At 51.3% G+C, this 24,739-nt stretch carries 23 protein-coding genes; 10 read left to right on the top strand and 13 right to left on the bottom strand.

Going from position 1 to position 24,739, the window contains the following annotated elements:
* Positions 1-5 precede the first annotated feature (5 nt).
* Together ACFOE0_RS14325 and ACFOE0_RS14320 are read left to right on the top strand one after the other, a co-directional pair.
* Complete coding sequence (locus tag ACFOE0_RS14325) at positions 6-374, top strand: DUF2069 domain-containing protein (RefSeq protein WP_115137736.1); 369 nt, start codon at positions 6-8, stop codon at positions 372-374.
* A 249-nt stretch (positions 375-623) separates the two neighbouring features.
* Positions 624-2,561, top strand: a complete 1,938-nt coding sequence (locus ACFOE0_RS14320) for a PKD domain-containing protein (RefSeq protein ID WP_248937119.1) — start codon at positions 624-626, stop codon at positions 2,559-2,561.
* 58 nt (positions 2,562-2,619) lie between these two features.
* On the opposite strand, the gene ACFOE0_RS14315 is transcribed toward ACFOE0_RS14320, so the two are convergent.
* From ACFOE0_RS14315 to ACFOE0_RS14305, 3 genes are all read right to left on the bottom strand, one after another.
* Entirely contained in the window at positions 2,620-3,060 is a 441-nt protein-coding gene (locus ACFOE0_RS14315; protein WP_248937118.1) for a YcgN family cysteine cluster protein, read from the bottom strand.
* A 37-nt stretch (positions 3,061-3,097) separates the two neighbouring features.
* A complete protein-coding gene (locus ACFOE0_RS14310; protein WP_248937117.1) occupies positions 3,098-4,165 on the bottom strand; it encodes a lytic murein transglycosylase in 1,068 nt (355 codons plus the stop codon).
* Positions 4,166-4,449: 284 nt separating this feature from the next.
* The gene (locus tag ACFOE0_RS14305; protein WP_115137818.1) at positions 4,450-4,728 is read right to left on the bottom strand and encodes a YcgL domain-containing protein; all 279 of its coding nucleotides are present in this window, start codon (positions 4,726-4,728) and stop codon (positions 4,450-4,452) included.
* Positions 4,729-4,851: 123 nt separating this feature from the next.
* Here ACFOE0_RS14305 and minC point away from each other — a divergent pair, with 123 nt between their 5' ends.
* The 3 genes from minC to minE are packed head-to-tail and all read left to right on the top strand — an operon-like array spanning position 4,852 to position 6,618.
* Positions 4,852-5,517, top strand: coding sequence for a septum site-determining protein MinC (gene minC / locus ACFOE0_RS14300; RefSeq protein ID WP_248937116.1), 666 nt, complete (start codon positions 4,852-4,854; stop codon positions 5,515-5,517).
* A gap of 24 nt (positions 5,518-5,541) precedes the next feature.
* Positions 5,542-6,354 carry a septum site-determining protein MinD gene (gene minD, locus ACFOE0_RS14295; protein WP_115137731.1) on the top strand — a complete coding sequence of 271 codons (813 nt, stop codon included), beginning with the start codon at positions 5,542-5,544 and terminating at the stop codon, positions 6,352-6,354.
* A gap of 3 nt (positions 6,355-6,357) precedes the next feature.
* Entirely contained in the window at positions 6,358-6,618 is a 261-nt protein-coding gene (minE, locus tag ACFOE0_RS14290; protein WP_115137730.1) for a cell division topological specificity factor MinE, read from the top strand.
* A 44-nt stretch (positions 6,619-6,662) separates the two neighbouring features.
* Here minE and rnd read toward each other — a convergent pair whose 3' ends face one another.
* The 6 genes from rnd to tsaB all read right to left on the bottom strand — a co-directional run bounded on the left by rnd (position 6,663) and on the right by tsaB (position 12,660).
* Complete coding sequence (gene rnd / locus ACFOE0_RS14285) at positions 6,663-7,778, bottom strand: ribonuclease D (protein ID WP_248937115.1); 1,116 nt, start codon at positions 7,776-7,778, stop codon at positions 6,663-6,665.
* 71 nt (positions 7,779-7,849) lie between these two features.
* Positions 7,850-9,523 carry a long-chain-fatty-acid--CoA ligase FadD gene (fadD, locus tag ACFOE0_RS14280; RefSeq protein WP_248937114.1) on the bottom strand — a complete coding sequence of 558 codons (1,674 nt, stop codon included), beginning with the start codon at positions 9,521-9,523 and terminating at the stop codon, positions 7,850-7,852.
* Positions 9,524-9,987: 464 nt separating this feature from the next.
* Positions 9,988-10,842 carry an alpha/beta fold hydrolase gene (locus tag ACFOE0_RS14275; protein ID WP_248937113.1) on the bottom strand — a complete coding sequence of 285 codons (855 nt, stop codon included), beginning with the start codon at positions 10,840-10,842 and terminating at the stop codon, positions 9,988-9,990.
* 180 nt (positions 10,843-11,022) lie between these two features.
* On the bottom strand, positions 11,023-11,688 hold the full coding sequence (locus tag ACFOE0_RS14270; RefSeq protein ID WP_248937112.1) for a M50 family metallopeptidase: 666 nt from the start codon (positions 11,686-11,688) through the stop codon (positions 11,023-11,025).
* On the bottom strand, positions 11,681-11,941 hold the full coding sequence (locus ACFOE0_RS14265) for a hypothetical protein (RefSeq protein ID WP_248937111.1): 261 nt from the start codon (positions 11,939-11,941) through the stop codon (positions 11,681-11,683). Before ACFOE0_RS14265 ends, ACFOE0_RS14270 begins: the two co-directional genes overlap by 8 nt.
* A 29-nt stretch (positions 11,942-11,970) precedes the next feature.
* Positions 11,971-12,660, bottom strand: coding sequence for a tRNA (adenosine(37)-N6)-threonylcarbamoyltransferase complex dimerization subunit type 1 TsaB (gene tsaB / locus ACFOE0_RS14260; RefSeq protein WP_248937110.1), 690 nt, complete (start codon positions 12,658-12,660; stop codon positions 11,971-11,973).
* Between the two features lie 259 nt (positions 12,661-12,919).
* Between tsaB and ACFOE0_RS14255 the strand changes: the two genes are divergently transcribed.
* Positions 12,920-14,179, top strand: coding sequence for a lipopolysaccharide biosynthesis protein (locus ACFOE0_RS14255; protein WP_248937109.1), 1,260 nt, complete (start codon positions 12,920-12,922; stop codon positions 14,177-14,179).
* Positions 14,180-14,209: 30 nt separating this feature from the next.
* Here ACFOE0_RS14255 and ACFOE0_RS14250 read toward each other — a convergent pair whose 3' ends face one another.
* The 4 genes from ACFOE0_RS14250 to ACFOE0_RS14235 all read right to left on the bottom strand — a co-directional run bounded on the left by ACFOE0_RS14250 (position 14,210) and on the right by ACFOE0_RS14235 (position 19,793).
* A complete protein-coding gene (locus tag ACFOE0_RS14250) occupies positions 14,210-14,929 on the bottom strand; it encodes a DNA alkylation repair protein (RefSeq protein WP_248937108.1) in 720 nt (239 codons plus the stop codon).
* Positions 14,930-15,018: 89 nt separating this feature from the next.
* Complete coding sequence (locus ACFOE0_RS14245; protein WP_248937107.1) at positions 15,019-16,848, bottom strand: sensor domain-containing diguanylate cyclase; 1,830 nt, start codon at positions 16,846-16,848, stop codon at positions 15,019-15,021.
* Positions 16,849-17,103: 255 nt separating this feature from the next.
* The gene (locus tag ACFOE0_RS14240) at positions 17,104-17,724 is read right to left on the bottom strand and encodes a cold shock domain-containing protein (RefSeq protein WP_248937106.1); all 621 of its coding nucleotides are present in this window, start codon (positions 17,722-17,724) and stop codon (positions 17,104-17,106) included.
* 80 nt (positions 17,725-17,804) lie between these two features.
* The gene (locus tag ACFOE0_RS14235) at positions 17,805-19,793 is read right to left on the bottom strand and encodes an ATP-dependent DNA helicase (RefSeq protein WP_380712216.1); all 1,989 of its coding nucleotides are present in this window, start codon (positions 19,791-19,793) and stop codon (positions 17,805-17,807) included.
* A 521-nt stretch (positions 19,794-20,314) separates the two neighbouring features.
* Here ACFOE0_RS14235 and hisG point away from each other — a divergent pair.
* The 4 genes from hisG to hisB are packed head-to-tail and all read left to right on the top strand — an operon-like array spanning position 20,315 to position 24,739.
* The gene (hisG, locus tag ACFOE0_RS14230) at positions 20,315-21,226 is read left to right on the top strand and encodes an ATP phosphoribosyltransferase (RefSeq protein WP_248937105.1); all 912 of its coding nucleotides are present in this window, start codon (positions 20,315-20,317) and stop codon (positions 21,224-21,226) included.
* 3 nt (positions 21,227-21,229) lie between these two features.
* A complete protein-coding gene (gene hisD, locus ACFOE0_RS14225; protein WP_248937253.1) occupies positions 21,230-22,519 on the top strand; it encodes a histidinol dehydrogenase in 1,290 nt (429 codons plus the stop codon).
* A 2-nt stretch (positions 22,520-22,521) separates the two neighbouring features.
* Positions 22,522-23,646 (top strand): histidinol-phosphate transaminase, encoded by a 1,125-nt coding sequence (gene hisC / locus ACFOE0_RS14220; protein ID WP_248937252.1) that lies wholly within the window; start codon positions 22,522-22,524, stop codon positions 23,644-23,646.
* A 25-nt stretch (positions 23,647-23,671) separates the two neighbouring features.
* Positions 23,672-24,739 (top strand): bifunctional histidinol-phosphatase/imidazoleglycerol-phosphate dehydratase HisB, encoded by a 1,068-nt coding sequence (hisB, locus tag ACFOE0_RS14215; protein WP_248937104.1) that lies wholly within the window; start codon positions 23,672-23,674, stop codon positions 24,737-24,739.

The following is a 24,739-nucleotide window of genomic DNA, read 5'->3' as shown; positions in this document are numbered from 1 at the left end:
AGATCATGAACACAGGGACTTTGTTTCAACTATGCCGCGCCGGATATATCGCCCTGTTATTGCTGCTGTCCGGATGGTTTATTGGTCAGGGCTTGTCGGGAGAATACTCGCTGCTGTTCAGCCTGCTGTGGATTCTGCCACTGCTACTGCCCCTGAAAGGTGTTATTCAGGGTAATCCATACACCTATGCCTGGGGCGGATTTATCCTCTGCCTGTATCTGCTTCACAGCTTAACACTTCTCTATGTCGCGGATGGTGCGTTTCTATTTGCCCTGATAGAAACCCTATTGCTGCTTGCTCTGCTGACCGGCTTTTCTTTCTATGCCCGACTGCGGGGAAAAGAGCTTGGGCTTGGACTGAAAAAGCGCAAATAGCCCACCAATTCCAACCAACAAGAGGTCGCATTTGCGGCCTTTTTTGCATGAACACAAGCTGATCCTCACCGCCTGACCAGGGGTATCAATTTACTATTCCAGCGCTTGAATCAGCTTTGGGCGCAGACATGAAAGCAATCAAACCAACAACAGGTCATTTATAAACACCCACACATTTTTGCCACCTGAAATCCCCATGCTATATTCAAGCTGGCAAAGGAAAAATAACAACAATGGAGTGCCCGGCCCATGAGGAAGTTACATATTCTGACAGCAGCATCACTGCTCACGCTGACTGCATGTGGCGGTGGTGGTGACAGCGATGATGGGGGCGTAACCCCGACGCCTCCCCCACCTCAACCCTCGGATAACCTGCAAGCATGCAGTGGTGATATCCCGGGTCTGAGCAGTCAATCAACCGATACAGATATCCAATTCTGGCTCGAGCCAGCCTATGCCGCTGCGCAGCCAGTCAGTATAGTGGCCACAATTCCGAACAGTGTTGGCGCCCTGTTCAAGTGGCGCCAACTCAGTGGCACCAGTGTTGAGTTGGTCAGTAGCGAAAGTCCCGTACTGGCAATGGAACTCCCGCAAAGCGGTGACTATGAGTTTGAATTAACGGTAAACCGTAACGGTCAACAACAGATCGCAAGCGTTAACATTACCGCCTCAGCGCAAAATACCAACACCCTGAACGTACGGCTGGACCATCAGGTGGCCGAAGGTGATGGCATCAGTCTGCGTCTGGATGATACTGGAGCCAGCGGTGATGCCTCCTGGTGTCAGGTTTCCGGGCCTGCGCTGAAGGCAGATCTTGATAATGCAGATAGACCGCTGATGACAGCACCTCAGGTCAGCAGCGACAGTGTGATCCACATCCGGGCCAGCCGCAACAATCAGACAGACGATGTTTATCTGTTGGTAACAGACGAACCGGCCATAGGCAGTAATGCCCTGTTTGATACTCAGACGGCCAGAGTCCATGCCTATAACCCAGACTCAAATTACGCCTCGGCCGTAGAGAAGTGCATCTATAACACGCAAGTCAGACTGGCTCAGTGTACCGTCAGTGAACTCCCCCTGTTGGGACAGGTCAACAGCACACCAAACCTGGACAGCATTATGAACAGAGTGCTGGTATCTCATGATTGGATGGGTGATAACTTCAAAGCGTTTTTGCAAAACAAAGACCCGGACGGAGATTTTGCCCAGCTGCTGCAATCTGTCACCGCTGTGGTGATCAGCTATGATATCCGCCCATCTTTCTATTGGGTTGCAACCGGTGCGATATATCTGGACCCTTCAGATCTTTGGCTGACCCCCGCTCAGAGAGATACCATCAATGAAGCACCTGACTTCCGCAGTGGCTTTGGTAATGACCTGCAGTTCCTGATGCCATGGCGCTATATCAAGGACAATAATTACGCCAGTGACTACTACAGCCCGGCAGTCAGAACGACCCGAACCCTGGATGATATTGAGCCGGATCTGGCCTCTTTGCTCTATCACGAGCTGGCCCATGCCAATGATTTCTTCCCATCCAGCATTCATAACAACATCAATGCAGCTACCCTCTATGATGAGTTTGTCACCCGCAATGACCAGAAGCTGCTGATTTCAGATCAGCTCACCAGCGCGTACCCACTGCAAAGCAGTGAAATGCGGGGATTGGCTCAGGTGAGGTTTATGGGTGAAACCGCCAATGCGACTCAAAAGGCTTATCTGCCAGCGGATATCACCAACTTCTTCTCCAACGATATCGCCAGCGATTTCTATGCATACTCCACCACAAGGGAAGATGCCGCCATGTTGTTTGAAGAAGCTATGATGAGCCATCGTCTTGGTATCCAGAGGGATGTGGCCGTCACTAACTCTCCAGAGCAGGTTTCTGCTGAAACTGTCATCGTGGACTGGGGACAAAGGGGACGCATTGGCGATAACACTCTGCAGTCGCGGGCGGCACTGGTACTGGATAAGATGATGCCGGGGATAGGTGGCAATACTCTGGTTGCTGGCTTACCAGAGCCCGTGCAGATGAACGCTGGTCAAAGCTGGGCCGCCAATCTGGTACTGGGATCGAGTCAACAATCCTCAAGAGTATCGGCCAATAGCCAGCAGACTGAGATCCAGCCTCCTTTGAGACTGAGTGGTGACCGTCACAAACTGCCAACGAACGACAATCAGTAACTGTCTATCAAAACGAAAAAGGCCGCGTTTAACGCGGCCTTTTACTTATCGAATCAAGTTAGTCCATATCTTTCAGTGGCCAAAGCACTATGTGATCTTCAATATCCCGCACGCTGGATTCACATACTACCTTACCCTGAACACTCATTCCTGCAGCATGCATAGCGTCGTCAGAGCCGGTAATCAGTGGGTGCCAGGATGGCAAATCCCGGCCTTCATTCAGGCGCTTGTAGGCACAGGACTCAGGCAGCCAGGTCAATTCAGAAATATTATCTGCCGTTACCTTGGTACACTGAGGAACATGGATAAAGCGAGTGCCATAATGGGTGCACTGGCAATTTTGACGGTCAAGCAGCTGACAGGCGGCATTGGTGTAATACAGCTCTTCAGTCTCATCGTCGATTAGTTTGTTAAGGCAGCACTTACCGCAACCATCACACAGGCTTTCCCACTGTTCATCAGTCAGTTCAGCCAGTTTTTTCTCTTTCCAGAAAGACATAGCACTCGCAGAATTATTGGTTCCAAAAATAACCGCGCTATTCTACATCAAAACCCGCAGTATCAGGCGTTTGCGAACCATTCTCACTGGGCAACTGTTTCCCGGGACGGATCCTTTCCGACAAATAGCTGACTGAGAGCGCAAAATAGTGGTCCTGATCCCAGGCAAGCAACGCACGATAATTATCATAGACCAGATAGGAGCGGCCAGTCGCACCATCGGGCTGTACCAGCGAAGGTTGCATATCCGCGCGGTTGGGAAGGTCCTGACCATTAAAACGGCGTACCCCAGCAGATTGCCAGTCAACAAAGCCAGCCTGATGTGCTATGCCACTGGGACCGGTATAGTCTTGCGGCACCTTAACCTGGCGGCCCCAGATCTGATCACTGTTCCACCCCTGCTTACTTAAGAAATTAGCGTAAGAAGCCAGTACATCCGCCACCGAGTTCCTGTGATCAACCTTGCCGTCTTTATCACCGTCCCGTCCATACTCCAGCAACATGCTGGGGGTGAAGCCGGACTTCGCCAGCTTGCCGTCACGCTCACCCAAGAGTTCTTCTGAGTCCAGGTTATGGGCGGCCAACAGTCTGAGCGCGGCAACTACCTCTTCAGAATCCCCCTGTTGCTCATAAGCCAGCGAGCTGGTGACGGACAACAAAGGGTAAGCACTGGAAGTCAACTGAAAATCGCTGACAACACCCCAGAGTGCAATCAGGAACCTGGGTTGTATTCCATACTCATTTTCCAGTTGCGCCAGTAACTCCCCATGATCATCCAGCAGCTGCACTGCCTGATTAATCTGAGTCTGAGAGAAACGGTTGGGCAGGAAAGTTTCCAGTGTCGCAGGAGCCTCGTCTTTCACAACGGGAGCCGGCGAGACTGTTTTAAAGCGTTTAATTCGGGAAAACTGACTGTCCAGCCAGGTTTCATCAAAGCCAAGCGGACGGGTTTGTTGCTGCAACTGAGCTAAATATTGACGGAAGTTGTCACCGCCGGCGCCAATTCCCGCTGCGGCAGAGGAAGTCAAGGTAGGCTGGGCTGCTACTCCACCGATAGAGGCTAAGCCTATACAGCCCAATACTGTGAAAAATTCCCTTTTCATCATGATTCCATCCCTAGGGTCTGTTGCCCTTTCATGGTTGAATTTTGCTCGAGATAGACGCGCTTTAATCGCGACGCAAGGTGTGCCGCCTAAGGGCCTAAGCAAATACCTTGCAACAAAGAGTAAAGCGCGTATAGCCGAGCCCTTCGGGCAGCGTTTGTCGTCGCTTTCTACTGCATTAACGCTCATTTATGTAGAGCAACTACACTTCAATCGCGTTGCTTTGTATAAAACAACGACAAAGTGCTGCAAAAAACCATCTTCAAAGGTCAACAGACCCTGCCGTTTCAGTCCTCGAGTCCCAACTCCTGGCGGTGACTCTGGAGCAGATTTTCAGGTGGTGGCGGCAACTGCAAATAGTAGCCCTTATCAGCCAACTCGGTACGAACACGGTTGATATCAGCCAATCCCAGATGCTCACGTTGAGCGATAGGGAAAACCATTACCAACTGAGGAGCACCAAACATTTCCATCAAGGCCTCAGGAACATCATCAAAACAGTCGCGCTTATTCACAAACAGATAGGTGTCGGCTTTACGACTGCTTTTATATACGGCACACAGCATAATTGTCCAAAATTCCGGGTTATCAAATCTTGCCAGTACAAAGGCCACACTATAACATGAACCCCATAAATTATAATGCAACTCAGCAATTAGACTGAGTTTTTTCTGGAGATGTACGCTGGGATGGCCACCCCGAGTCTTGAATTGAAAGGCGCGTCTTTCACACTATCAGTGTTGCACATTTACAGCACAGATTTGGATAAATTTGCCACTGAATTGGCTGCCAAGATTGCACAGGCTCCCCAGTTCTTTGTTGGCGCCCCTCTGGTGGTCAATTTGTCAGCCATTGGATCGGCGGAACTCGACATCGCAGCGATCCGGCAGGTAATGCAGCAGCACAATCTGGTGCTGGTAGGTTTTACCGGTGCCAACGAAGCGATGACCAGGCAGATCCGCACTATGGGGCTGGCAATTCTCAAAACCGGCAAAGCGGTCGTTACCCCACCACCTCCACACAGAGAAACCCGAATCCTTCAGCAAAATATTCGTTCCGGACAACAGATTTACGCCCAGAACAGTGACCTGATTATTTTCGGAAACGTCGGCAACGGTGCCGAGGTGATTGCCGATGGCAATATTCATATTTTTGGTGCCCTGCGAGGCAAAGCCATGGCCGGAGCCAAGGGCAATACCCAGGCAGTGATTCTGGCCCGTAAACTGGAAGCTGAGTTGGTTTCAGTCGCCGGTCAATACTGGTTATCAGAAAACCTCGCAGAGCATGCAGACTCAACAAGCGGTTGTATTCGCCTCAACGGCGATTCGTTGGTATTCGAAACACTGCCCCTGTAGCGGGCGGACAAAGGATAGGTAAACATGGCACATATCATTGTGGTCACTTCCGGCAAAGGCGGCGTGGGTAAAACCACTTCCAGCGCTGCCATTGCCACCGGACTGGCATTGAAAGGACACAAAACCGTCGTTATCGATTTCGACATAGGACTGAGAAATCTCGACCTGATCATGGGTTGTGAGCGCCGGGTTGTTTATGACTTCGTCAATGTTATCAATGGTGAAGCCAACCTGAATCAGGCGTTGATCAAAGATAAGCGCTGCGAGAATCTTCACATTTTACCCGCCTCTCAAACCCGGGACAAAGATGCTCTGACCAAAGAGGGCGTGGGCAAAGTGCTCGACGACCTGGCCGATGCAGGATTTGAGTACATTATTTGTGACTCACCGGCAGGTATCGAGACAGGTGCCATGATGGCGCTGTACTTTGCTGACACAGCTATTGTCACCACCAACCCTGAAGTCAGCTCAGTAAGAGACTCGGACCGCATTCTGGGTATGCTGCAAAGTAAATCCCGCCGCGCAGAGCAGAATCTGGAGCCTATCCGCGAATACCTGCTGCTGACCCGTTACTCCCCTACCCGGGTTAAAACCGGCGAAATGTTGAGTGTCGGTGATGTGGAAGAGATCCTGGCAATTAAACTGCTGGGTGTGATCCCTGAGTCTCAGGCAGTACTTAAAGCCTCCAACGCGGGTGTCCCTGTTATTCTGGACAAAGAAAGCGATGCAGGTCAGGCTTATGAGGATACTGTGAGTCGACTGCTCGGAGAGGAACTTCCCCTGCGCTTTGTCACAGAGGAGAAGAAAGGCTTTTTAAAAAGGATATTTGGCAGCTAATTTATGTCTTTACTCGATTATTTCAGAAGCAACAAAAAGCCCGCGACTGCAGTAACCGCGAAAGAACGACTGCAGATTATCGTGGCCCATCAACGCAGTGAGCGTGGTGCACCAGATTACTTCCCGCAAATGAAGCAGGAGATTATCGAGGTGATCCGCAAATATGTCGCCATTGAAGAGGACCAGGTGTCTGTTCAATTGGATCAGAATGATGACAATTTGTCGGTACTTGAGCTTAATGTCACCTTGCCTGAAAAAGGCTGACCTGACTTAAACAGAAAAGAAAAAAGCGCCCGTGGGCGCTTTTTTTAAATGGAAAATTCCAATGTGTGCAATGGAACCGCCGCCAGATCTCCCCGCCAGCCCGTCAGCAACAACGGCAATTGCTCGCCCCGTCCATCCAGGTGCCACTGCAGAAAATCATGAATATGGCGTTTGGATGCCAGCAGTTCTTCCGGTACTTCACGGGATTCACAGATAGCAATCAATACCGCTTTTACGGCTTTAAATGCCGCCTTGTAGCCAGGGCGCAGTGCCAATACATCCAACGCCTCTGGTGGATTATCCAAATCTGCCGCAGCAATGGCCTGCAGGACTTCCCGCGCATGTAGGCGCTTCTCCTGCTCGGTGACTTCATTCATGCGCAGCAGCGAGGCTATATCTTTAGGCTGCTTCCTGGCCAGGGCTATCAGGCCATGATCTTTCATCACGAATCCCAATGCCAGGTCCCGTTGCAGCGCTTTATTGAGCCGCCAGGTCGCCAGTGACTTCAACACCGCCAATTGTTTTGGGGTCAGTTGAAACGCATTTTTAATCCTGAGATAAGCCTCATCGGCATTGGGTTTGTCCAAACGGCCTTTGGTCAGCCGTTTTCCCTCTTCCCATACCCAATCCATTCGCCCCTGACGTTCAACTTCTGCCTTCAGCGCCGGGTAGAGCTGATAGAGATAATAAACATCATTGGCTGCGTACTGCAGCTGGGCCGGAGTCAGAGGACGCTTCATCCAGTCAGTTCTGGACTCACCTTTATCCAATACAATATTCAGCTGCTGCTCAACCAGCTTGGCATAACCCAGACCATGGCCCCAACCGCACAGTGCTGCGGCAATTTGGCTGTCAAACAGAGGCTCAGGCTGACACTTTCCATAGCGGGCAAAGACCTCAAGGTCTTCACTGCAGGAGTGCACCAGCTTGGTAATTTTGGGATCTTTCAACAAGTCCCAGAAACCGGAAAGGTCATCAACCGCCAGGGGGTCAATAAGCGCCAGATGTTTACCGTCGTAAGCCTGGATCAGCCCCAGTCTGGCGTAATAGGTACGAGTGCGGACAAACTCAGTATCCAATACCAGCAAATCAGTTTCCCGGTAGAGGGCGACCAGTTCATCCAGAGCCGCTTGGTTATCTATATATTGAAACGCGATCAAACTTTTCTCCAAAGTGCGCAACACGCATCGCTTCACCAACAAAAAGCCGGCTGACGCCGGCTTTAGGGAGATTATGCACGCTTGACTTCGTCCCGAAGTTCCCGGCGCAGGATCTTACCCACATTGGTCTTTGGCAATTCATCTCTGAATTCTACCAGCTTGGGAACTTTATATCCCGTCAAATGATGACGGCAATGCTTGATAATCGCCTCTTCGGTCAAAGATTTGTCTTTAGCGACCACAAACACTTTAACGATTTCACCGCTCACTTCATGAGGAACACCAACGGCAGCCACTTCTACCACCTTAGGGTGCAGCGCGACGACTTCTTCTACTTCGTTGGGGAAAACGTTAAAGCCGGAAACCAGAATCATGTCCTTCTTACGATCAACGATAAAGAAGAAGCCCTTGTCATCCATGTAACCAATGTCACCGGTTGACAACCAACCGTTCTGGTCAATCACCTTGTCAGTCTCTTCCGGACGTTGCCAGTATCCCTGCATCACCTGAGGTCCCTTGGCAAACAGTTCGCCCACTTCGCCCTGGGGCAGTACATTGCCTTCGTCGTCACGCACCTGCATATCAGTGCCTGGTGCAGGGAAACCAATAGAGCCGTTATAACCATCCAGGTCATATGGGCAGCAGGTTACCAAAGGAGAAGCTTCTGTCAGGCCATAACCTTCCAGCAAGCGGGTACCGGTCAGACTCTGCCATTTATCCGCTACCGCACGCTGAACCGCCATACCACCGCCAATTGAGAACTTAAGTTTGGAGAAATCCAGAGACTCAAACTCAGCATTGTTAACCAAGGCGTTGAATAGAGTGTTCACCCCGGTCAACGCGGTAAACGGATACTTTTTCAGTTCGCCCACAAAAGCCGGGATATCTCTTGGGTTGGTGATCAGCAGGTTCTTGGCACCTTTGTGCAGGAACAGCAGACAGTTCACTGTCAACGCGAAGATGTGATACAGAGGCAGCGCAGTCACCACAAACTCTTTACCATTACCCAGCGCTGGTGAGTATGCGCCATCGGCCTGCAACACGTTGGCAACCACGTTGCCATGGGTCAGCATAGCGCCTTTGGATACACCGGTCGTGCCACCTGTGTACTGCAGGAAAGCCAGGTCGGAATTCTCAATCTCAGGTTTCACATACTGCTGACGGCGGCCTTTGGACAGCGCCTGACGCATAGAGATCGCTTGAGGCAGATGATACTTGGGTACCAGTTTCTTGATGTACTTAACAACAAAGTTGACCAGAGTACGCTTGGGTGGGCTCAGCAGATCGCCCAAACCGGTCAGAATCACGCTTTCAACCGGTGTCTCATCCACCACCTCTTCCAGGGTGCGGGCGAAGTTGGACACCACGACAATCGCCTTGGCTCCAGAATCATTGAGCTGATGCTTCAACTCTCTTGGGGTATAAAGTGGATTCACGTTAACCACAACGCAACCGGCACGCAGCACACCAAACAGGGCAATAGGATATTGCAGCAAGTTTGGCATCATAATAGCGACGCGATCGCCCTTTTGCAGCTTGAGTTCATTTTGCAGGTAAGCAGCAAACGCGCGACTGCGCTCTTCGAGCTTACGATAGGTCAGCGTCGCACCCATATTGATGAATGCGGGTTGATCAGCGTATTTGGCAACAGACTGCTCAAACATGTCGACCAATGAGGAATAATGATCGGCATCGATACTAGCTTGCACGCCGGCAGGTAAGTGATTAATCCAGGGCTGGTTCACAAAATTCTCCTAGGTTCCCCAAAAGCAGTGCATACAAGGCAAAGGCCTTTTGGCGGTGTCAAATCAGTGACACTGCCACACTGAATAATTTACAAATCAGATTGTTATTCTATACGGCCGCACAAAAATCATACGCCCGTTTGAAATTTTGACCATCATCACATAAATGGATGGATTTGCCTAGGGTCTGTTGACCTTTGATGTTTGAATTTTGCTCGAGCTAGACGCGCTTTAATCGCGACGCAAGGTGTGCCGCCAAGGGGCCTAAGCAAATACCTTGCAACAAAGAGTAAAGCGCGTATAGCCGAGCCCTTCGGGCAGCGTTTGTCGTCGCTTTCTACTGCATTAACGCTCATTTATGTAGAACAACTACACATCAATCGCGTTGCTTTTTATAAAACAACGACAAAAAGCTGCAAAAACCATCTTCAAAGGTCACCAGACCCTGTATCCCGTTTAACCGGTCAGACCAAAAACGCTCGCAGAGCATTGGCGGCACCCGATGCATTCCCCATGTGCAGATGATGATCTCCAGCCAACATATGGTGGCTGAGGTTGGCATACCATTTTTCCATTATGGGCCCGGCTTGGTGCAGTTGTTTAAACCCCTGCTCTCCGGTGAGTAACAAGGTGGCCACAGGTACCTGAGTCATTAACTGATCGACCTGTTCGAAACTGAATCTCAAAGGCGAGTCCAGCCTGAGCCTGGGATCAGTCCGCCATCGATAACCATGGTCACTGGGCTGCATATTACGCTCTATGATCAAGCGGCAAAAACCTTCATTCAGACCAGTCAGTTGGCGTCTTGCCCTGACCACTGTGTCCAGTTGCGGATACACAGTTGCAGGCTTAGCCGGTGCACTATGGCCTGAAATACTGGTTCTGAGGCGGTTGCGGATATTGGACTCTGACTCAAACAAGGGACCAAGCGCTTCAATCAGGGCAAGCCTGCGAACCTGATCCGGGTATAACGCCGTGTAAGCCGAAGCGACAATTCCCCCCAGAGAGTGGCCAAGCAGACACTCCACTCTTGTACCTTCATCACGCAACTGATTGAACAGGCAATGAAGATCCAATAAATAATCAGACCAATGCAAGGGCGTTGAACCTGGTCTGTGGTCCGAATACCCATGCCCAGGCCACTCTACGGCCAACAACTGGAAATCGGTTAACTCTCTGGCCAAAGGCTCAAAGCTCATGGCATTGTCCAGCCAACCGTGCAGTGCCAGAATCAATGGCTTTTCATTGTCGCCGAATTTTAATCCTGCGAGCCTGATATGAGGCAGGTCAAAAGTTACGTTTTCAATGGCAACAACCATATTTTCCTTCCATGTTTAAAGCCGGCCTGTCTCCCCTGGGGATCGCCGCGGCAAGACTGTCATAATTTTCAGTATGTTTCTTTGCGCCAACACGCCATTTTAAGAAAATGAAAGTGATCCGACCACTTACAGCAAAAACCTTGCACTCGCCGCAGGTCATCCCACGAGCGGTCTGAGGGTTTATTGGGCAGCTTCCACTCTTCGCCAGGTGAAGTAGAGTGCCAACGCACTGCAAACCAACCAGATACTGATCCATATCCAGCCGGGTATCCAGGTCAAAGATGACAGGAGTTGTGCATCTCCTTTGCCCTCAAGTCCCATCAGAGCAAAGGGGCTGGTCAGGGCATTTAACATCACCATAAGTGCCATCACTCTGAGCAGTGTCATTAACAGATTACTTTGGGCAAATCTCAGGGGGGCCAGAAACAGAATTCCAAGCGCAATAAGTATGATCAGCGTCAGCAGGTCCCTGGCCCAGAGTATGGTGGTCAGCGCCACCAGTGCGGTCAGGATGCCATAACTGACTTTAACCCAGGCAGGTCTTGTTGCCATCTGGTACATCAGATAACCCCATAACGCAGCGCCAAAATATCCGCTGAAACCAATAAGGACTGGCCAACCGCCAGCGGAAAAACAGTAACCGGCACCATTGGGGAAAAGTTGAATATGGCTGACTACCCCACCACTGATAACGGTAGCCAGGCCGTGGGATAACTCATGAAAGAAGCTCTCAAGCCATTGAAAAGGAATACTGATAAAAGGCAGCCTGACCAGGATCAAAGCCAGGATAAGTTCCAACATAAAGCGGCCGGGTCTGGGAAGCCCGGAGCCAGACTGCTCAGGCATAGGTATCTATACCCACAGCCTGCGAAATGGCCTCTCTCTGGGAGGCATGTTGTGTATGCAGATACTGGCTGATAGCCTGACGACCTGTGCTCAGATGTCGTTCATAAATAATCTGACCGGAAGTTGTGTCAGGCTTTTTATCGGAAATGGCGTTAACAGAGGAGGTATCAAGCCTCGAAGGCGCTTGCGCCCCCTGACCAACAGAGGGTGTAGCTTGTGTTACATACCCATAGCCAGCCTGGCTGATTTGCATAATGGCTGACGCCTCCTTTGCGTTAACTCTTACTCACGGCCTGGGAGTTTTTTCCAGGCCACAGTATCACGAAGATAGACGGGTTGCAGATCATCAACACTGGTCTGTAATCCCAGTTTCACGCCTTGCTGAGCCAAGGTCAGCATCTGTTTGGCAGAAGGCAATCTGCACTCCATATCCAGGGTTATCGAGGCTGTCAGACCAAGCAACTGAGGATATGCATCAAAACCTGTCCCACAAGCGATAATAGGTTGATTTTCATCCAGTGACAAGGAAACCGCCTCAGGAGCAGAAACCAGCTCGTCACCTTTCAGGGTGGCAATACCGTCGACATTAATATATTGAGCCCAATACACTTCGCCCATTCTGGCATCGATGGCCACCAGCACCTGATTTGCCCCTTTATCGATAGCGGTCTGCGCCATGGCAGCCAGAGTAGAGATGCCAATCACAGGCTTATCCGCTCCCAGAGCCAGTCCCTGAGTCATGCTGGTACAGATACGAATACCGGTGAAACTACCCGGGCCGCGACCATAGGCCAGCAGGTCGACATCACACATTTTGATCCCAGCCTGAGCCAACAAACCATCAACCATAGGCAGCAGGCGCTGGCTGTGCTCGCGGGGGACTTCTTCAAATGCAGTGTACTCATTTCCCTGATAAGTCAATGCGGCAGAGCAGGCTTCAGTACAGGTATCCAGGGCCAGAATTGTCGACATCTTGTTGGTCTCACTCAATCATCTGTGGAAGGTGGTGTTTATCTCCACCTGTCATTGGCCGGGAATAATAACATCTGTGCCATGAAAACACAGGCTTGAGGGCGAGCAGAGACCTGTCCCTGAACACAGATCGCTCAGTATTAAACCGATCTGCAGTGATACGCAGGGAGCAGCCCCGGGTTTGTGACCTCGCTCACTTAGCGAATTGAGAATAATTCTTACACTGCGCCGTCGATTACAGGGATAAAGCGGTTAAGGCATGTCACAGGATTCATTAGGCGAACTCAAGCGAGTATTTATCAGCGGCATAGGTGCCACTCTGCTCAGTATCGCCCTGGGCTATGGCTTTAAAATCGCTCTGGCCTCTTTCGTTGCCAAGGAGTCTTTGGCTGTTTACCACACTGTAGTGGATGTTATCTCCCTGTCGCTGATCCTGATGACAGGCTTTCGCACCTCTATGGTGGTCAGCTACGCCCGCACCCGTAACGATAAAGATATTATCAACCTGTTCCGCTATAGCCTGATAGTGATAGTGCTACTGACCTGGGGGCTGGTACTGCCCTATATCAAGCACAAACTGAACATGGATGTCGCCTACTGGCAGTTAGTGGGCATCATACTGTCGATGGGGCTTAAGGTTTACTTTACCAATCAACTGGCCATGTATCGGCTGTATGACATCAGCAACCGGGTCACCTGGCTGGATCCCATCTCACAGATCCTGTTGTTCAGTCTGGGCTATCTGGTCCTGGATATGGCGCCTCTAAGCGCCCTGTTCCACAGTTTGATTTTGGGTAATCTGGTACTGGCAGCGTATATGTTCACCACACGTCGCCAGCAGATAAGCACTCACCCATTGCAAAGCGTTAACCTGTCAGCGGATTTGAAGAACTTCATGCAAAAAAGCGTCACTGCCTCACTGGAGACAGGTGCCAGCATCATGATGATTTACCTGATGGTACTGCTGACCATTCGCTATTTTTCCGTTGATGAGCTGGGGGATTTTCAGGTCGTTGTGCGCCCTGTCATCACCTATATCACCTTGCTGTTCGTGTTCCCCATCTATCGCTTTGTTTTGCCGGAACTCTCCAAACACGTCAGGGATGGCAACTATATCGCCATTGGGGATATTAAACGCACTTTGTACCGTTTTACCGCCCTGGTGTCGGTGATGTTTTTCCTGTTAATGCTGGGATTTGCCGACACTCTGGTGGCCTGGCTCTATCCGCAGGATTATCAGGGATCCGCGATTGTATTGACCCACTTCGCCAGCTTCTTTGGGCTGATGATGCTGAATGCTTACCAATTGGCCTTTATCAAAGCTCATGATTGTTTTAATCAGAGCCTGTTGATCCGGATTGGTGGCCTGGTGGCTATGGTGTTCGCTTTCTTCCTGCTGAGGGAATACTCCAACAATGTGGTGAGTGTGATTCTGGCTCTAGGGGCCGGCTATCTGGTGATGTTCCTGCAAAGCCTCTACGTGGAACAGCAGTTGCTAAAGCAGCATGCAAATAGGTAAATACAGGGCTGCGGTGATAGTGCCTCAGGTTCAGGACAAGGCCAGTAGCCTTTGTCTTTCTGGCTCAGGGTGTTTTTCAATAGCATAGCGAAGCATCACTCTGGGCATCCTGGCGTAATGCTGTTCAATAAAGGCTGTCAGCCGGGGCAGATCTTTCTTTCCGGCTTCCCGCAACATCCAGCCCACCGCCTTATGAATAAGATCTTCCGGGTCATCCAGCAACTGCGCCGCCAAGTCATAAATAGCGTAACAATCGCCGTGACGGATAAACCACCAATGAGCAACGACAGCAATCCGCCGGTCCCAGATTGATGATGAGCAAGCCAGGGCATGCACCCAGAGCCTTCCCCTTGACTGCAATCCTGGTCCAGCGATGTAAGGTGCTGAGCTATCGACCAAATCCCAGTTATTTATCAAAGCCCTGTGGGACAGGTAGGAATTAAAAATTGCCTCCTGCGCAACTGGGTTACTGCGTTTGTATAAGTCCACCAGCAGTAGCAGTGCGCCATGTCTGACTTCATGAATGTTGGACCCCAGTAAAGACAGTATCTGTGGCAGAGAGTTTCCAAATTCACTGTTACTGAGTTGTTTGACTTCCAGTCGCAGTAGTGGCGTCCTCAGTCCGATGAATATGTCCGCTTTTCCGTCAACGCCAGTCGTATGTTTGAAGTAACCCTGAACTTTGAGGGCGTAATCAGCGTCACCTTTAGCGATGAGACGCTCCTCGATAGATTGAGCTTCCGCTGTCATAAGCCGTGGCTTTGCGTGTTCAGGTAAAGAAACGGTTTTCATGGTGATGGGAATGGTTTAACAAATCAGATGCTTGTGTTGATTGCTGCTTAAAGGGTTCCTGTATCTTTGGCTACCAGAGAAGGAACAAAGGCGTCTGACGCCTTAACAATCAGATTGCGCCCATTGCTTTTGGCCTGGTAAAGCGCTCTGTCTGCTGCATGCTGCAGCTTGTCTACGTCTTCGTTTGCAGCGGGCACCATACAGGAAATTCCTATACTGACAGTGACTACCTCGCTGTCAGCCTGACTGTCTGAGTGTGGTATTGCCAGCGCAGCTACCCGTTTGTGGATCTCTCTGGCCACTTTGAGGCCACCTCTGCCATCAGTATTGGGCATAATGACCGCGAACTCTTCACCGCCATAGCGGGCGACCAGGTCTGTGCCACGGCTAACAGATGCAGACATTTCGCTGGCAAGTTGCTTCAGACAATCATCTCCGGCTAAATGCCCATATGTATCGTTAAAGGCTTTAAAGCTGTCTACATCTATCATCAACAGGCTTAAGGGCCGACCACTGCGGATAGCACTGCGCCAATCCTCTTCCAGTCTGCGATCAAATCGACGGCGATTGGCGATTCCAGTGAGGCCATCAAGATAACTGAGCTTCTCCATCTCTCTGGTTTTACCCTCAAGCTCGCGATTGAGAGCTGAGATGAAATGCAACAGCCTTTTCAGAATTCGTGAATGGGTATTGGCGAACTGATCCAGTCTGGCGATGCCATCAGGTTCGACAAACTTAGGAGGAGATGGTCTGACATTGGGCTTTGCGCCTTCCCTCATACCGACCGCAACCAGACTCAGATTGAGTAAACCACGCTCCGCGGCTATCTCACTGACGGTATAAAAGCCAAACGTAGGGGCTATTTTTTCAAAGCTCCGGGTCTCATCCAGAATGTCTTCGAGCAGCACAAAACGTCGGCAGCCGCAGGAGAACAGCAGCACTGTATCCGGGAAGAAAGCCGCCATCTTTTGATTCAGACACAAAAGTTGCTGTTCCAGCAGCTCAGGGTGAACAAATCCCAAAGAGAACTCTTCGTCATCACTCACCTTGCTGACAAATTCCAGGTTGCCTTCTTCATCGGCCCCCAAAGGAACCTTGGCCACCAGTTGTTTACCCTCTCTGATCAGCAGTGGAAAGCCCAGCGCATTGGAAAAAAACTGTCTATCGGCAGAGATCCCCAGAAACTCTTTATAGATATCGCCGGCAGGACGGTTATCTATCGTATGGACCGTATTGCCTGTCGCTGACGTGATACGCATTGATGGCGTCATACGTCGCCACCCAAGCACATCATGCAGTTCAACATCCAGAGAGGGTCCACTGAAGCCCACAACAACCAAAGCTGTTTGGGAACAAAGCTTGCCTGCCATTACCCAGGCTTGCTCCATAGCATAATCGCCAGCCCCGCCACCAAAAACCGGGCAAGGCAGTGGCACTGAGGTAAAGCCAGCATGGACTTCGGCAAAGTTGCACTTAAGGGGATTTCCCAGTAACAGCACCGCCCTGAGATCTCTCAGACCTTGCATCCGCTCAGCCAAAGTCCTCCCCTGCTCCTGCTCGCAGCCGGGTTCACTTTCTATGGACTCCAAAGTGACGGAGGAATGTTCAAAGAAATAAAGGGTCGCAATAGTCTTACCCAGCAGGGTTTCACCATGACGAATTTCACCGGTTGAAGTGGCACCGGCAACGACCGCTTTGGGGCACCAAAAGGTTGCAGCATCAAGCAACTGAGAGAGGAAGAACTGATCGACATTGGCAGAATAAAGCAGGACCAGACAGCCACTCGACCTGAGGTACTTCTGTTGAACAGACTGTGACGCCAGAAAAAAGGCCAGCTGCTCCGGGTGATCTATCTCAAGGGAGAGAGTATCTATCATAGATGCCTATTCCGGATACTGATCACTCCTCCTGAGAGATCGGTACACCAATACGTTTCAGGCTTCCATTCCTGAATGGATATCTGAGGGAACCCATCCCTAGGACTGCAGATATCCCTGAATGAGCCTCAGGATAACAGTATGGTTTCAGGCATGTAAACAGAATGATTGAGAACTGCAACTTATGAGTAAGCGCTGATATTTTTGACTTTCCCCATAAGGCTGTAAAAAAGGCCTCAAAAGAGGCCTTCACAGCTATTTTTCCTGTGCCAGACTGCAGACACTTTGCTCACAGGGAATTCGGTTATTATCGGGATCCAACCCGGTCACACCACATTCATCCAAATAGTAAATCGCTTCCTGACAGGATCGCATCTGGCTGCACTGATTCTTGATTCCACACTGCCGGGCCGGGTCAAGGGGCAACACACTAAGCGAAGAGCGGAGCATATCCGGGTAAGGAGAAGCGGCCAGTGCCGCCTTATCGTCCTGCAACGACTGCCATCTTTCGAGCGTCATAAACAAAATAATACTGACTAAGATAAGCATCCAGAATCTGAGAATATTTCTGGCACTGAACAATTGTGCCATGCCCATTTTATTGAAGCCGTAACTGCGGCGGGGAACGCAGGGAATGTCCGCTTTGACAGCTTTGGGACGACCACTGAGTTCATCCAACTCATAGGTGATCCTATCCCCCAACTGGGGAGGTCGACACAGATGTTCCAATTGGGAGAAGTAGATAAATACGTCCTGACTGCCATCATCCGGTGAGATGAAGCCGTATCCCCTGTCTTCATACCAATATCTCAGTGTTCCCTGATATCTCACACTGTCAATGCCAAATCCATGGCCTGTTAAATCCTGAAAAAGCATCACCTTCTCCTTGGCGAAGCAAACATTTATCTCAATATTATTAACATCTGAAATGAAATTTCGCCACCCTTTAAAGGCCGTTAAAGTGATGACAAAAAGCGAATAGCCCGGTCCAGATCCCGGGTTCGTTTCATTGGGGGCATCGACGCGATAAAGGCTTCACCATATGCCCGGTGAACGATTCGATTATCACAAAGGATCAGCACCCCTTTATCCCTTTCGTCCCGAATAAGCCGTCCGGCCCCCTGCTTCAAAGCAATAACCGCCTGGGGCAGCGACAACTGCATAAAGGGATCACCTCCCTGACGGGATATGGCGTCGGCTCTGGCCTTATAAAGTGGGTCATCCGGTGACACAAAAGGCAGCTTGTCGATCACCACGCAGGAGAGCAGTTTGCCCCGGACATCCACCCCTTCCCAGAAACTGCCTGTGCCCAAGAGTACGGCATTACCCAGCTTCCTGAATTTATCCAACAGGCTTTGCTTGCCACCCTGCCCCTGCACCAACACAGGCTGCAGCAATCTGGCTCTGAGGCCCTGCGCCACCAGCTCCATCATTCTGTGGCTGGTAAACAGGATAAAGGTGCGCCCGTCCGCGGCTTCCACCACCTTGATACAGAGGTCAATCAGCTGCCTGGCAGCCTGTTGTTGATTGGCGACATTGGCCAGATGTCTGGGTACACAAAACAGCGCCTGCCTTTGATAATCAAAGGGGCTGTCCAGAATCACCTCTCTGGCATCCTTGAGCCCCAGTTCCCTGACAAAATGTCCCAGACTGCGATTCACCTGCAAGGTAGCCGAGGTAAATATCCAGCGGATATCAATAGTGAACAGCGCACTGCACTCACGGGCTACATTGATTGGCGATATCCGCAGCAGAGCATATTGGTGTCCAAGATCGATACTGTAAGCTGAAGAAGGGTTTTCACACTCAAAAAATATCCGAAACTTGTCGGTGAGTTCCATCAGTTTGGGCAGACAATCATCCAGCTCATCACTGCGTCCCAGATGGGCCTGAATGAGTTTGGCCAAACCATCCAGCTCGGCGATTAACTTCCAGCTGACGGCCATCATCTCTTTATCGCCCAGCAGCGCCCGCCAGTCGGTTTGGCCGCGCTCAAACAAACCGTTGTGCCAGTCGCTCAAAGCCTGCAGACAGCGAAGAGAAAACTGCCCAAGCTGGGCAGTATCCATCAGCTCTTCCCGGTAAATACCGTGGATATCTGACAGCATTTCGCTCAGGGTGCGGCCGGAGCACTGCTGGCCGAAGTAAGTCACGGCGATATCAGGCAATAAATGAGCCTCATCGAATATCACCAAATCAGTTTGCGGCAGCAGCTCCGCAAAGCCGGTATCTTTCAGCACCCGGTCGGCAAAAAACAGGTGATGATTGACCACGATTACCCTGGCTTCCATGGCCCGGAGCCGTGCCTTGCGGGTATGACACTCAGCATAAAACTCACAGCGTTGACCGGTACATGTCTCCCGGGTGCTTCGCACCATATCAATAGCCATAGATGATTCAGGCACAGAAGTCAGAGTATCCAGGTCGCCATCTTTGCTGACACCTGCCCATTGATTGATCTTCAAAAGATCATCTATCACCCCTTCGTCCCGGCTGTGCACACTCTCCACCTGCCGGGCAAGCCTCAACTGACACAGATAGTTACTGCGTCCCTTAAGCAATGCCAGCCTTGGACTGGAGGGAAGTTTGGAGTCCAACATGGATAGCAGTGCGGGCAGATCTTTATAAAACAACTGCTCCTGCAGGTTTTTACTGCCGGTACTGACGATGACAGATTTTCCCGATAACAGCGCTGGGATCAGATAACCAAAAGTCTTCCCCACCCCGGTACCAGCTTCCAGCACCAGAGTCTGTTTACGTTCAAGACAATCAACAATCTCCGCCGCCATCTGACGCTGCTCTGCTCTGGGGCGATAACCGCGGATATTGGACGCCAGCGGCCCCTTGCTGTCGAATACCGCATCGACCCGCCCGGCAAAGGCCGAGTGGGACAGGGGCACAAAGGGTGCAGGAGGGATTGGCGTCTGGGATGGAAGGTATTTCAAACTTATAAGATATCTACCGAACGAAAAAGGCATTATGCCTGCTTCCTGATACAGCTCAAGGCATATTCACCCGCAGGGCTGCTAAGCTTGCTCCAACCATTGATTTCACCATGATTGGCGTTTGATTTGCTCTGGAAATATTTCAGGTAAAGGGACGATAGATCCTCATGCTTGAATAAAATTCAATCAAGACAAATAAGTCCTTGCAAGGCAAAAACAAAACCACTAGTGTAAAAAGCACGTTAATTGAGCAAGCGCTCAAACAGCCAAATTAGACCAACAAATTTATTTAGAGAGTCAAAACCTGTTATGAATCCAGTTTTCGTTGCTATGCATCATCACCATCACGAGCGGTAGCCTTCGGAAGCTGACTGCCGAAGGTGTATTCCTTCTGGCGGTGTAAGCACTCTTTAATATGCATAAACCCCTGGAAGGAATTTCAGGGGTTTTTTAATGCCCCGACCTTGGCAAAACCACACAAACGGAATGCAAATAAGCCAAATTATCAGGGGTAACACACTATGACCGACAACCAGAGCTCAAGCCAACGTCTGCGAATTGCCATTCAAAAATCCGGACGCCTGTCCAAAGACTCGCAAAAGCTTTTGAAAAGCTGTGGCGTGAAATTCAATGTTAACGAGCAGCGGCTTATCGCACACGCCGACAATATGCCAATAGATTTGCTGAGGGTGCGCGATGACGATATCCCCGGCCTGGTGATGGATGGAGTGGTCGATCTAGGCATCATAGGCGAGAACGTGCTGGAAGAGGAGCAGATTGAACGCGAGTCTCTGGGCAAAGATGCCGCCTATACCAAGCTGAGACAACTGGATTTCGGTGCCTGCCGTCTGTCTCTGGCTGTACCCAACGAGTTTGACTATCGTGACTCAGGCTCATTGGAAGGATTACGCCTGGCGACCTCCTATCCCAACCTGCTGCGCCGCTATATGCAGTCAAAAGGCATAGTTTACAAGGACTGTATGCTGAAGGGCTCAGTAGAGGTGGCCCCAAGAGCCGGTCTGGCTGATGGGATTTGCGATCTGGTATCCACAGGTGCAACGCTGGAAGCCAACGGTCTGTATGAGACTGAAGTGATCTTTAAATCCATGGCCTGCATCATCCAGTCATCCGTCCCCCAATCCGATGCCAAGCAAGCCCTTATCGATAAAATCCTGTCCCGTGTGAATGGCGTTATCCGCGCCCGTGAAAGCAAGTACATCCTGCTGCACGCCCCAACCGACACCCTGAATGAGATTGTCGCCCTGCTGCCAGGCGCAGAAAACCCCACTGTGCTGCCACTGAATGACGATACCAATCGCGTCGCCATTCACGCTGTGAGCAGTGAAGATCTGTTCTGGGACACAATGGAGGAGCTGACCAAGCTGGGCGCCTCTTCCATTCTGGTCATGCCAATTGAAAAGATGATGGGGTAAATGATGGAGCGCATTATCTGGAGTGCCCTTTCAGTCAATGAGCAAAATAGCGCGCTGGCGCGCTCGCCCCTGACCGGTAACGCCACATTGACTGAAGGCGTAAGCCGCATTATCGAGCGGGTGGCAAATGACGGTGACATGGCCCTGCGTCAAATGGCGCGGGAATTTGATAAGGCAGAACTCGAAAATCTGCAGCTCACCGACAACGATATTGCAGCAGCTTGTCAACGGGTAAGGCCTGAGCTTAAACAGGCGATTGATGATGCAGCCGCCAATATCAAGGCCTTTCATCAGGCACAGCGCACTGAAGTCATCAGTGTCGAAACCCGTCCTGGCGTAAGCTGTGAACTGCGCAGTGAACCCATAGACAGTGTCGGTCTTTATATCCCCGGAGGCAGTGCGCCACTTATCTCCACTGTGCTCATGCTGGCCATACCAGCCCAAATATCAGGATGCCGCCGTAAGGCCCTTATCACACCGCCTCCTGTGGATGACGCCATTGTGTATGCCGCCAATGCCTGTGGTGTTGATGAGATTTACCTCTCCGGCGGCGCCCAGGCCATTGCCGCTATGGCGCTCGGCACGCAGAGCATAGCCTCTGTAGATAAGATTTTTGGCCCGGGTAATGCCTGGGTAACTGAGGCGAAAAGACAGCTGAGTCAGGATAGTCGCGCCCGAATCACTATCGATATGCCTGCCGGACCATCCGAGGTGCTGGTCATTGCAGACTCCTCAGCCAATCCTGAGTTTGTCGCAGCCGACCTCCTGTCTCAGGCTGAACACGGCCCCGACTCTCAGGTCATTCTGGTCACTGACAGCCCGTCGTTAGCCAGCATGGTGGAGGAAGCTGTGAGCAGCCAGTTGGATCAATTACCCAGAGCCGACATCGCCCGTCAGGCACTAGAGTGCAGCCGTATTATTGAAGTGGACAACTTACCCATGGCTGCTGAGGTCTCCAATCGCTATGGCCCTGAGCACCTGATTGTACAAACCCAAAGCCCAAGAGACTTATTACCTCAGCTCAGGGCCGCCGGCTCCATATTTCTGGGCCCCTGGACGCCTGAATCCGTGGGTGACTATGCCAGTGGTACCAACCATGTACTGCCAACCTATGGCTACGCTGCCAGTGTCTCCAGCCTGTCGCTGGCTGACTTCAGCCGCCGCTTCACCGTTCAGGAGCTCAGCCGCGAAGGGCTGGAGCAGATAGGCCAGACCGTCATGACCTTAGCTGCCGCTGAGCAGTTGGATGCCCACAGAAATGCCGTCAAGGTTCGAATGGAGGCCAACCAATGACAATGTCCGCAGACAACAATCCCAGAGCAAGGCGCAGTCCAGTTGTAGAGGAAAAAGCCATCAAGCTGGCTGCTCGACTGGCAAGGCCAGAGCTGCTGGGCCTTGAACCCTATCAAAGTGCGCGTCGCATTGGCGGGCGCGGGGATATCTGGGTTAATGCCAATGAGTCGCCATTCAATAATACTGTGCTGGCCGGTGCCAATCGCTATCCCGAATGCCAGCCGCCAGCGCTTATTCAGGCCTATGCAGATTATGCAGATGTACCTGCAGACTCCATCATATGTGGCCGCGGCGCCGATGAAGCCATTGAGCTGCTTATCCGTACCTTTTGCATTCCAGGCAGGGATGCCATTGTCACCTTTGGCCCCACCTATGGCATGTATGGGATCAGTGCTGCAACCTTTAATGTTGGGGTAACTGAACTCAAGCTCGACGGTGAGTTTTCGCTACCCAGCCCGGGAGAGCTGGCGGGCAGTATCAATGATGAGAAGATCATCTTTGTCTGCAATCCCAACAACCCCACCGGCACTCTGGTGTCCAAAGAGCAAATTACCGGTTTGCTCACTCAGTTTCCGGACAAGCTGATTGTGGTGGATGAAGCCTATATTGAGTTTTGTCCTGAGCAAAGCTCAGCGCCTTTACTGAGTGAGTACCCAAACTTAGTCGTTCTCAGAACCCTGTCCAAAGCCTTCGCACTGGCAGGCATCCGCTGTGGTTTTATGCTGGCCAACCCTGGTATCTGCGAGCTGGTCATGCGTGTCATCGCCCCCTATCCGGTACCGGCACCGGTTGCTGATATGGCAACAGCAGCTCTGACTGAGACGGGTATATCCACAATGCAAACACAGGTTGAAGCCCTGATTGCCAACGGCAGGCGACTGGGTAAAGCACTAGAGCAAGCCGGTGCCACCGTCAGTATCAGTTTCGCCAACTTCCTGTTGGCTGAATATGAGGATGTGTACACCATCAACGGACAAGCTTCACAAGCCGGGATAGTGGCACGCAGATACAGTCACCCCCGTCTGGCGAATGCTATTCGCTTCAGCTTTACCAATGACGCTGAAACAGACGCCATTATCAGAGCGCTGTGCTCAGCTGAATCAGCCACTACTGAGAATTCAAAATAATCAATTTAAAGGTCTGGAACGAACAATGACGCAAAAGATCCTATTTATCGACAGAGACGGCACCCTGGTAGAGGAGCCTCCCATAGACAAACAGCTGGACAGACTGGACAAGCTGGCCTTTGAGCCGGGTGTGATCCCTGCCCTGCTGAGACTGCAAAAAGCCGGATTCAGATTGGTGATGGTCAGCAATCAGGATGGCCTGGGCACCCCCTCATTCCCGAAAGATGACTTCGATGCGCCACACAATTTGATGATGCAGATCTTCAGCTCTCAGGGGGTCAGGTTCGACGACGTACTGATCTGCCCTCACTTTGACGATGAGAACTGCAGCTGTCGCAAACCCAAACTGGGATTGGTCAGAGACTATCTGACCGGCGGCAAGGTGGATTTTACCCGCAGCGCTGTTATCGGTGATCGGGATACAGATATCGGCCTTGCCGAGGCCATGGGCGTCGCCGGATTAAAATATGACAGACAAAACCTGACCTGGACTCAAATTGCCGATCAGCTGCTTGGTCGAAACCGGGTTGCCAGCGTCAGTCGCACCACCAAAGAAACCGACATTCAGGTAAAAGTGGATCTGGACTCCCCGGGGCAAAGCCAGATCAGTACCGGCATTGGTTTTTTTGACCACATGCTGGATCAAATTGCCACTCATGGCAACTTCAGTCTGGCCGTTGCCGTTGCCGGGGATCTGCATATTGACGACCACCACAGTGTCGAAGATACCGGCCTGGCACTTGGCGATGCTCTGCGTCAGGCTCTGGGCGACAAAATAGGGATCGCTCGTTTTGGGTTCTCCCTGCCGATGGATGAAGCCAGGGGTGAATGCCTGATTGATATCTCAGGCCGCCCCTTCTGCAAGGTGGACGCACAGTTTGAACGGGAAGCTGTGGGCGGCTTGGCGACTGAAATGGTGCCTCACTTCTTCCGCTCTTTCGCCGATGGTCTGAGAGCAACCTTGCAGATTGGCTGCGTGGGCGACAACGAGCACCACAAGGTGGAAGCCATGTTTAAAGCGCTGGGAAGAGCACTGAGGCAGGCCGTAGCCATTGAGGGTGACGCACTGCCATCAAGCAAAGGCATGTTGTAA

The organism is Shewanella submarina (assembly GCF_042646185.1).
Taxonomy (GTDB): domain Bacteria; phylum Pseudomonadota; class Gammaproteobacteria; order Enterobacterales; family Shewanellaceae; genus Shewanella; species Shewanella corallii.
Note: the sequence above shows the minus strand (reverse complement) of the source record. Positions and strands in the feature narration are given on the sequence as shown.

Excerpts from the sequence above, each read along its gene's own strand:
- ACFOE0_RS14255 (WP_248937109.1), top strand. The coding sequence starts at position 12,920 with ATGTCACAGGATTCATTAGGCGAACTCAAGCGAGTATTTATCAGCGGC.
- ACFOE0_RS14240 (WP_248937106.1), bottom strand. The coding sequence starts at position 17,724 with ATGCTTTTTCAGGATTTAACAGGCCATGGATTTGGCATTGACAGTGTG.
- ACFOE0_RS14265 (WP_248937111.1), bottom strand. The coding sequence starts at position 11,941 with ATGCAAATCAGCCAGGCTGGCTATGGGTATGTAACACAAGCTACACCC.
- ACFOE0_RS14275 (WP_248937113.1), bottom strand. The coding sequence starts at position 10,842 with ATGGTTGTTGCCATTGAAAACGTAACTTTTGACCTGCCTCATATCAGG.
- ACFOE0_RS14325 (WP_115137736.1), top strand. The coding sequence starts at position 6 with ATGAACACAGGGACTTTGTTTCAACTATGCCGCGCCGGATATATCGCC.
- ACFOE0_RS14310 (WP_248937117.1), bottom strand. The coding sequence starts at position 4,165 with ATGATGAAAAGGGAATTTTTCACAGTATTGGGCTGTATAGGCTTAGCC.
- minD (WP_115137731.1), top strand. The coding sequence starts at position 5,542 with ATGGCACATATCATTGTGGTCACTTCCGGCAAAGGCGGCGTGGGTAAA.
- minC (WP_248937116.1), top strand. The coding sequence starts at position 4,852 with ATGGCCACCCCGAGTCTTGAATTGAAAGGCGCGTCTTTCACACTATCA.
- hisC (WP_248937252.1), top strand. The coding sequence starts at position 22,522 with ATGTCCGCAGACAACAATCCCAGAGCAAGGCGCAGTCCAGTTGTAGAG.
- hisG (WP_248937105.1), top strand. The coding sequence starts at position 20,315 with ATGACCGACAACCAGAGCTCAAGCCAACGTCTGCGAATTGCCATTCAA.
- ACFOE0_RS14320 (WP_248937119.1), top strand. The coding sequence starts at position 624 with ATGAGGAAGTTACATATTCTGACAGCAGCATCACTGCTCACGCTGACT.
- hisD (WP_248937253.1), top strand. The coding sequence starts at position 21,230 with ATGGAGCGCATTATCTGGAGTGCCCTTTCAGTCAATGAGCAAAATAGC.
- tsaB (WP_248937110.1), bottom strand. The coding sequence starts at position 12,660 with ATGTCGACAATTCTGGCCCTGGATACCTGTACTGAAGCCTGCTCTGCC.
- ACFOE0_RS14270 (WP_248937112.1), bottom strand. The coding sequence starts at position 11,688 with ATGCCTGAGCAGTCTGGCTCCGGGCTTCCCAGACCCGGCCGCTTTATG.
- hisB (WP_248937104.1), top strand. The coding sequence starts at position 23,672 with ATGACGCAAAAGATCCTATTTATCGACAGAGACGGCACCCTGGTAGAG.
- minE (WP_115137730.1), top strand. The coding sequence starts at position 6,358 with ATGTCTTTACTCGATTATTTCAGAAGCAACAAAAAGCCCGCGACTGCA.
- ACFOE0_RS14245 (WP_248937107.1), bottom strand. The coding sequence starts at position 16,848 with ATGATAGATACTCTCTCCCTTGAGATAGATCACCCGGAGCAGCTGGCC.
- ACFOE0_RS14250 (WP_248937108.1), bottom strand. The coding sequence starts at position 14,929 with ATGACAGCGGAAGCTCAATCTATCGAGGAGCGTCTCATCGCTAAAGGT.
- ACFOE0_RS14315 (WP_248937118.1), bottom strand. The coding sequence starts at position 3,060 with ATGTCTTTCTGGAAAGAGAAAAAACTGGCTGAACTGACTGATGAACAG.
- ACFOE0_RS14305 (WP_115137818.1), bottom strand. The coding sequence starts at position 4,728 with ATGCTGTGTGCCGTATATAAAAGCAGTCGTAAAGCCGACACCTATCTG.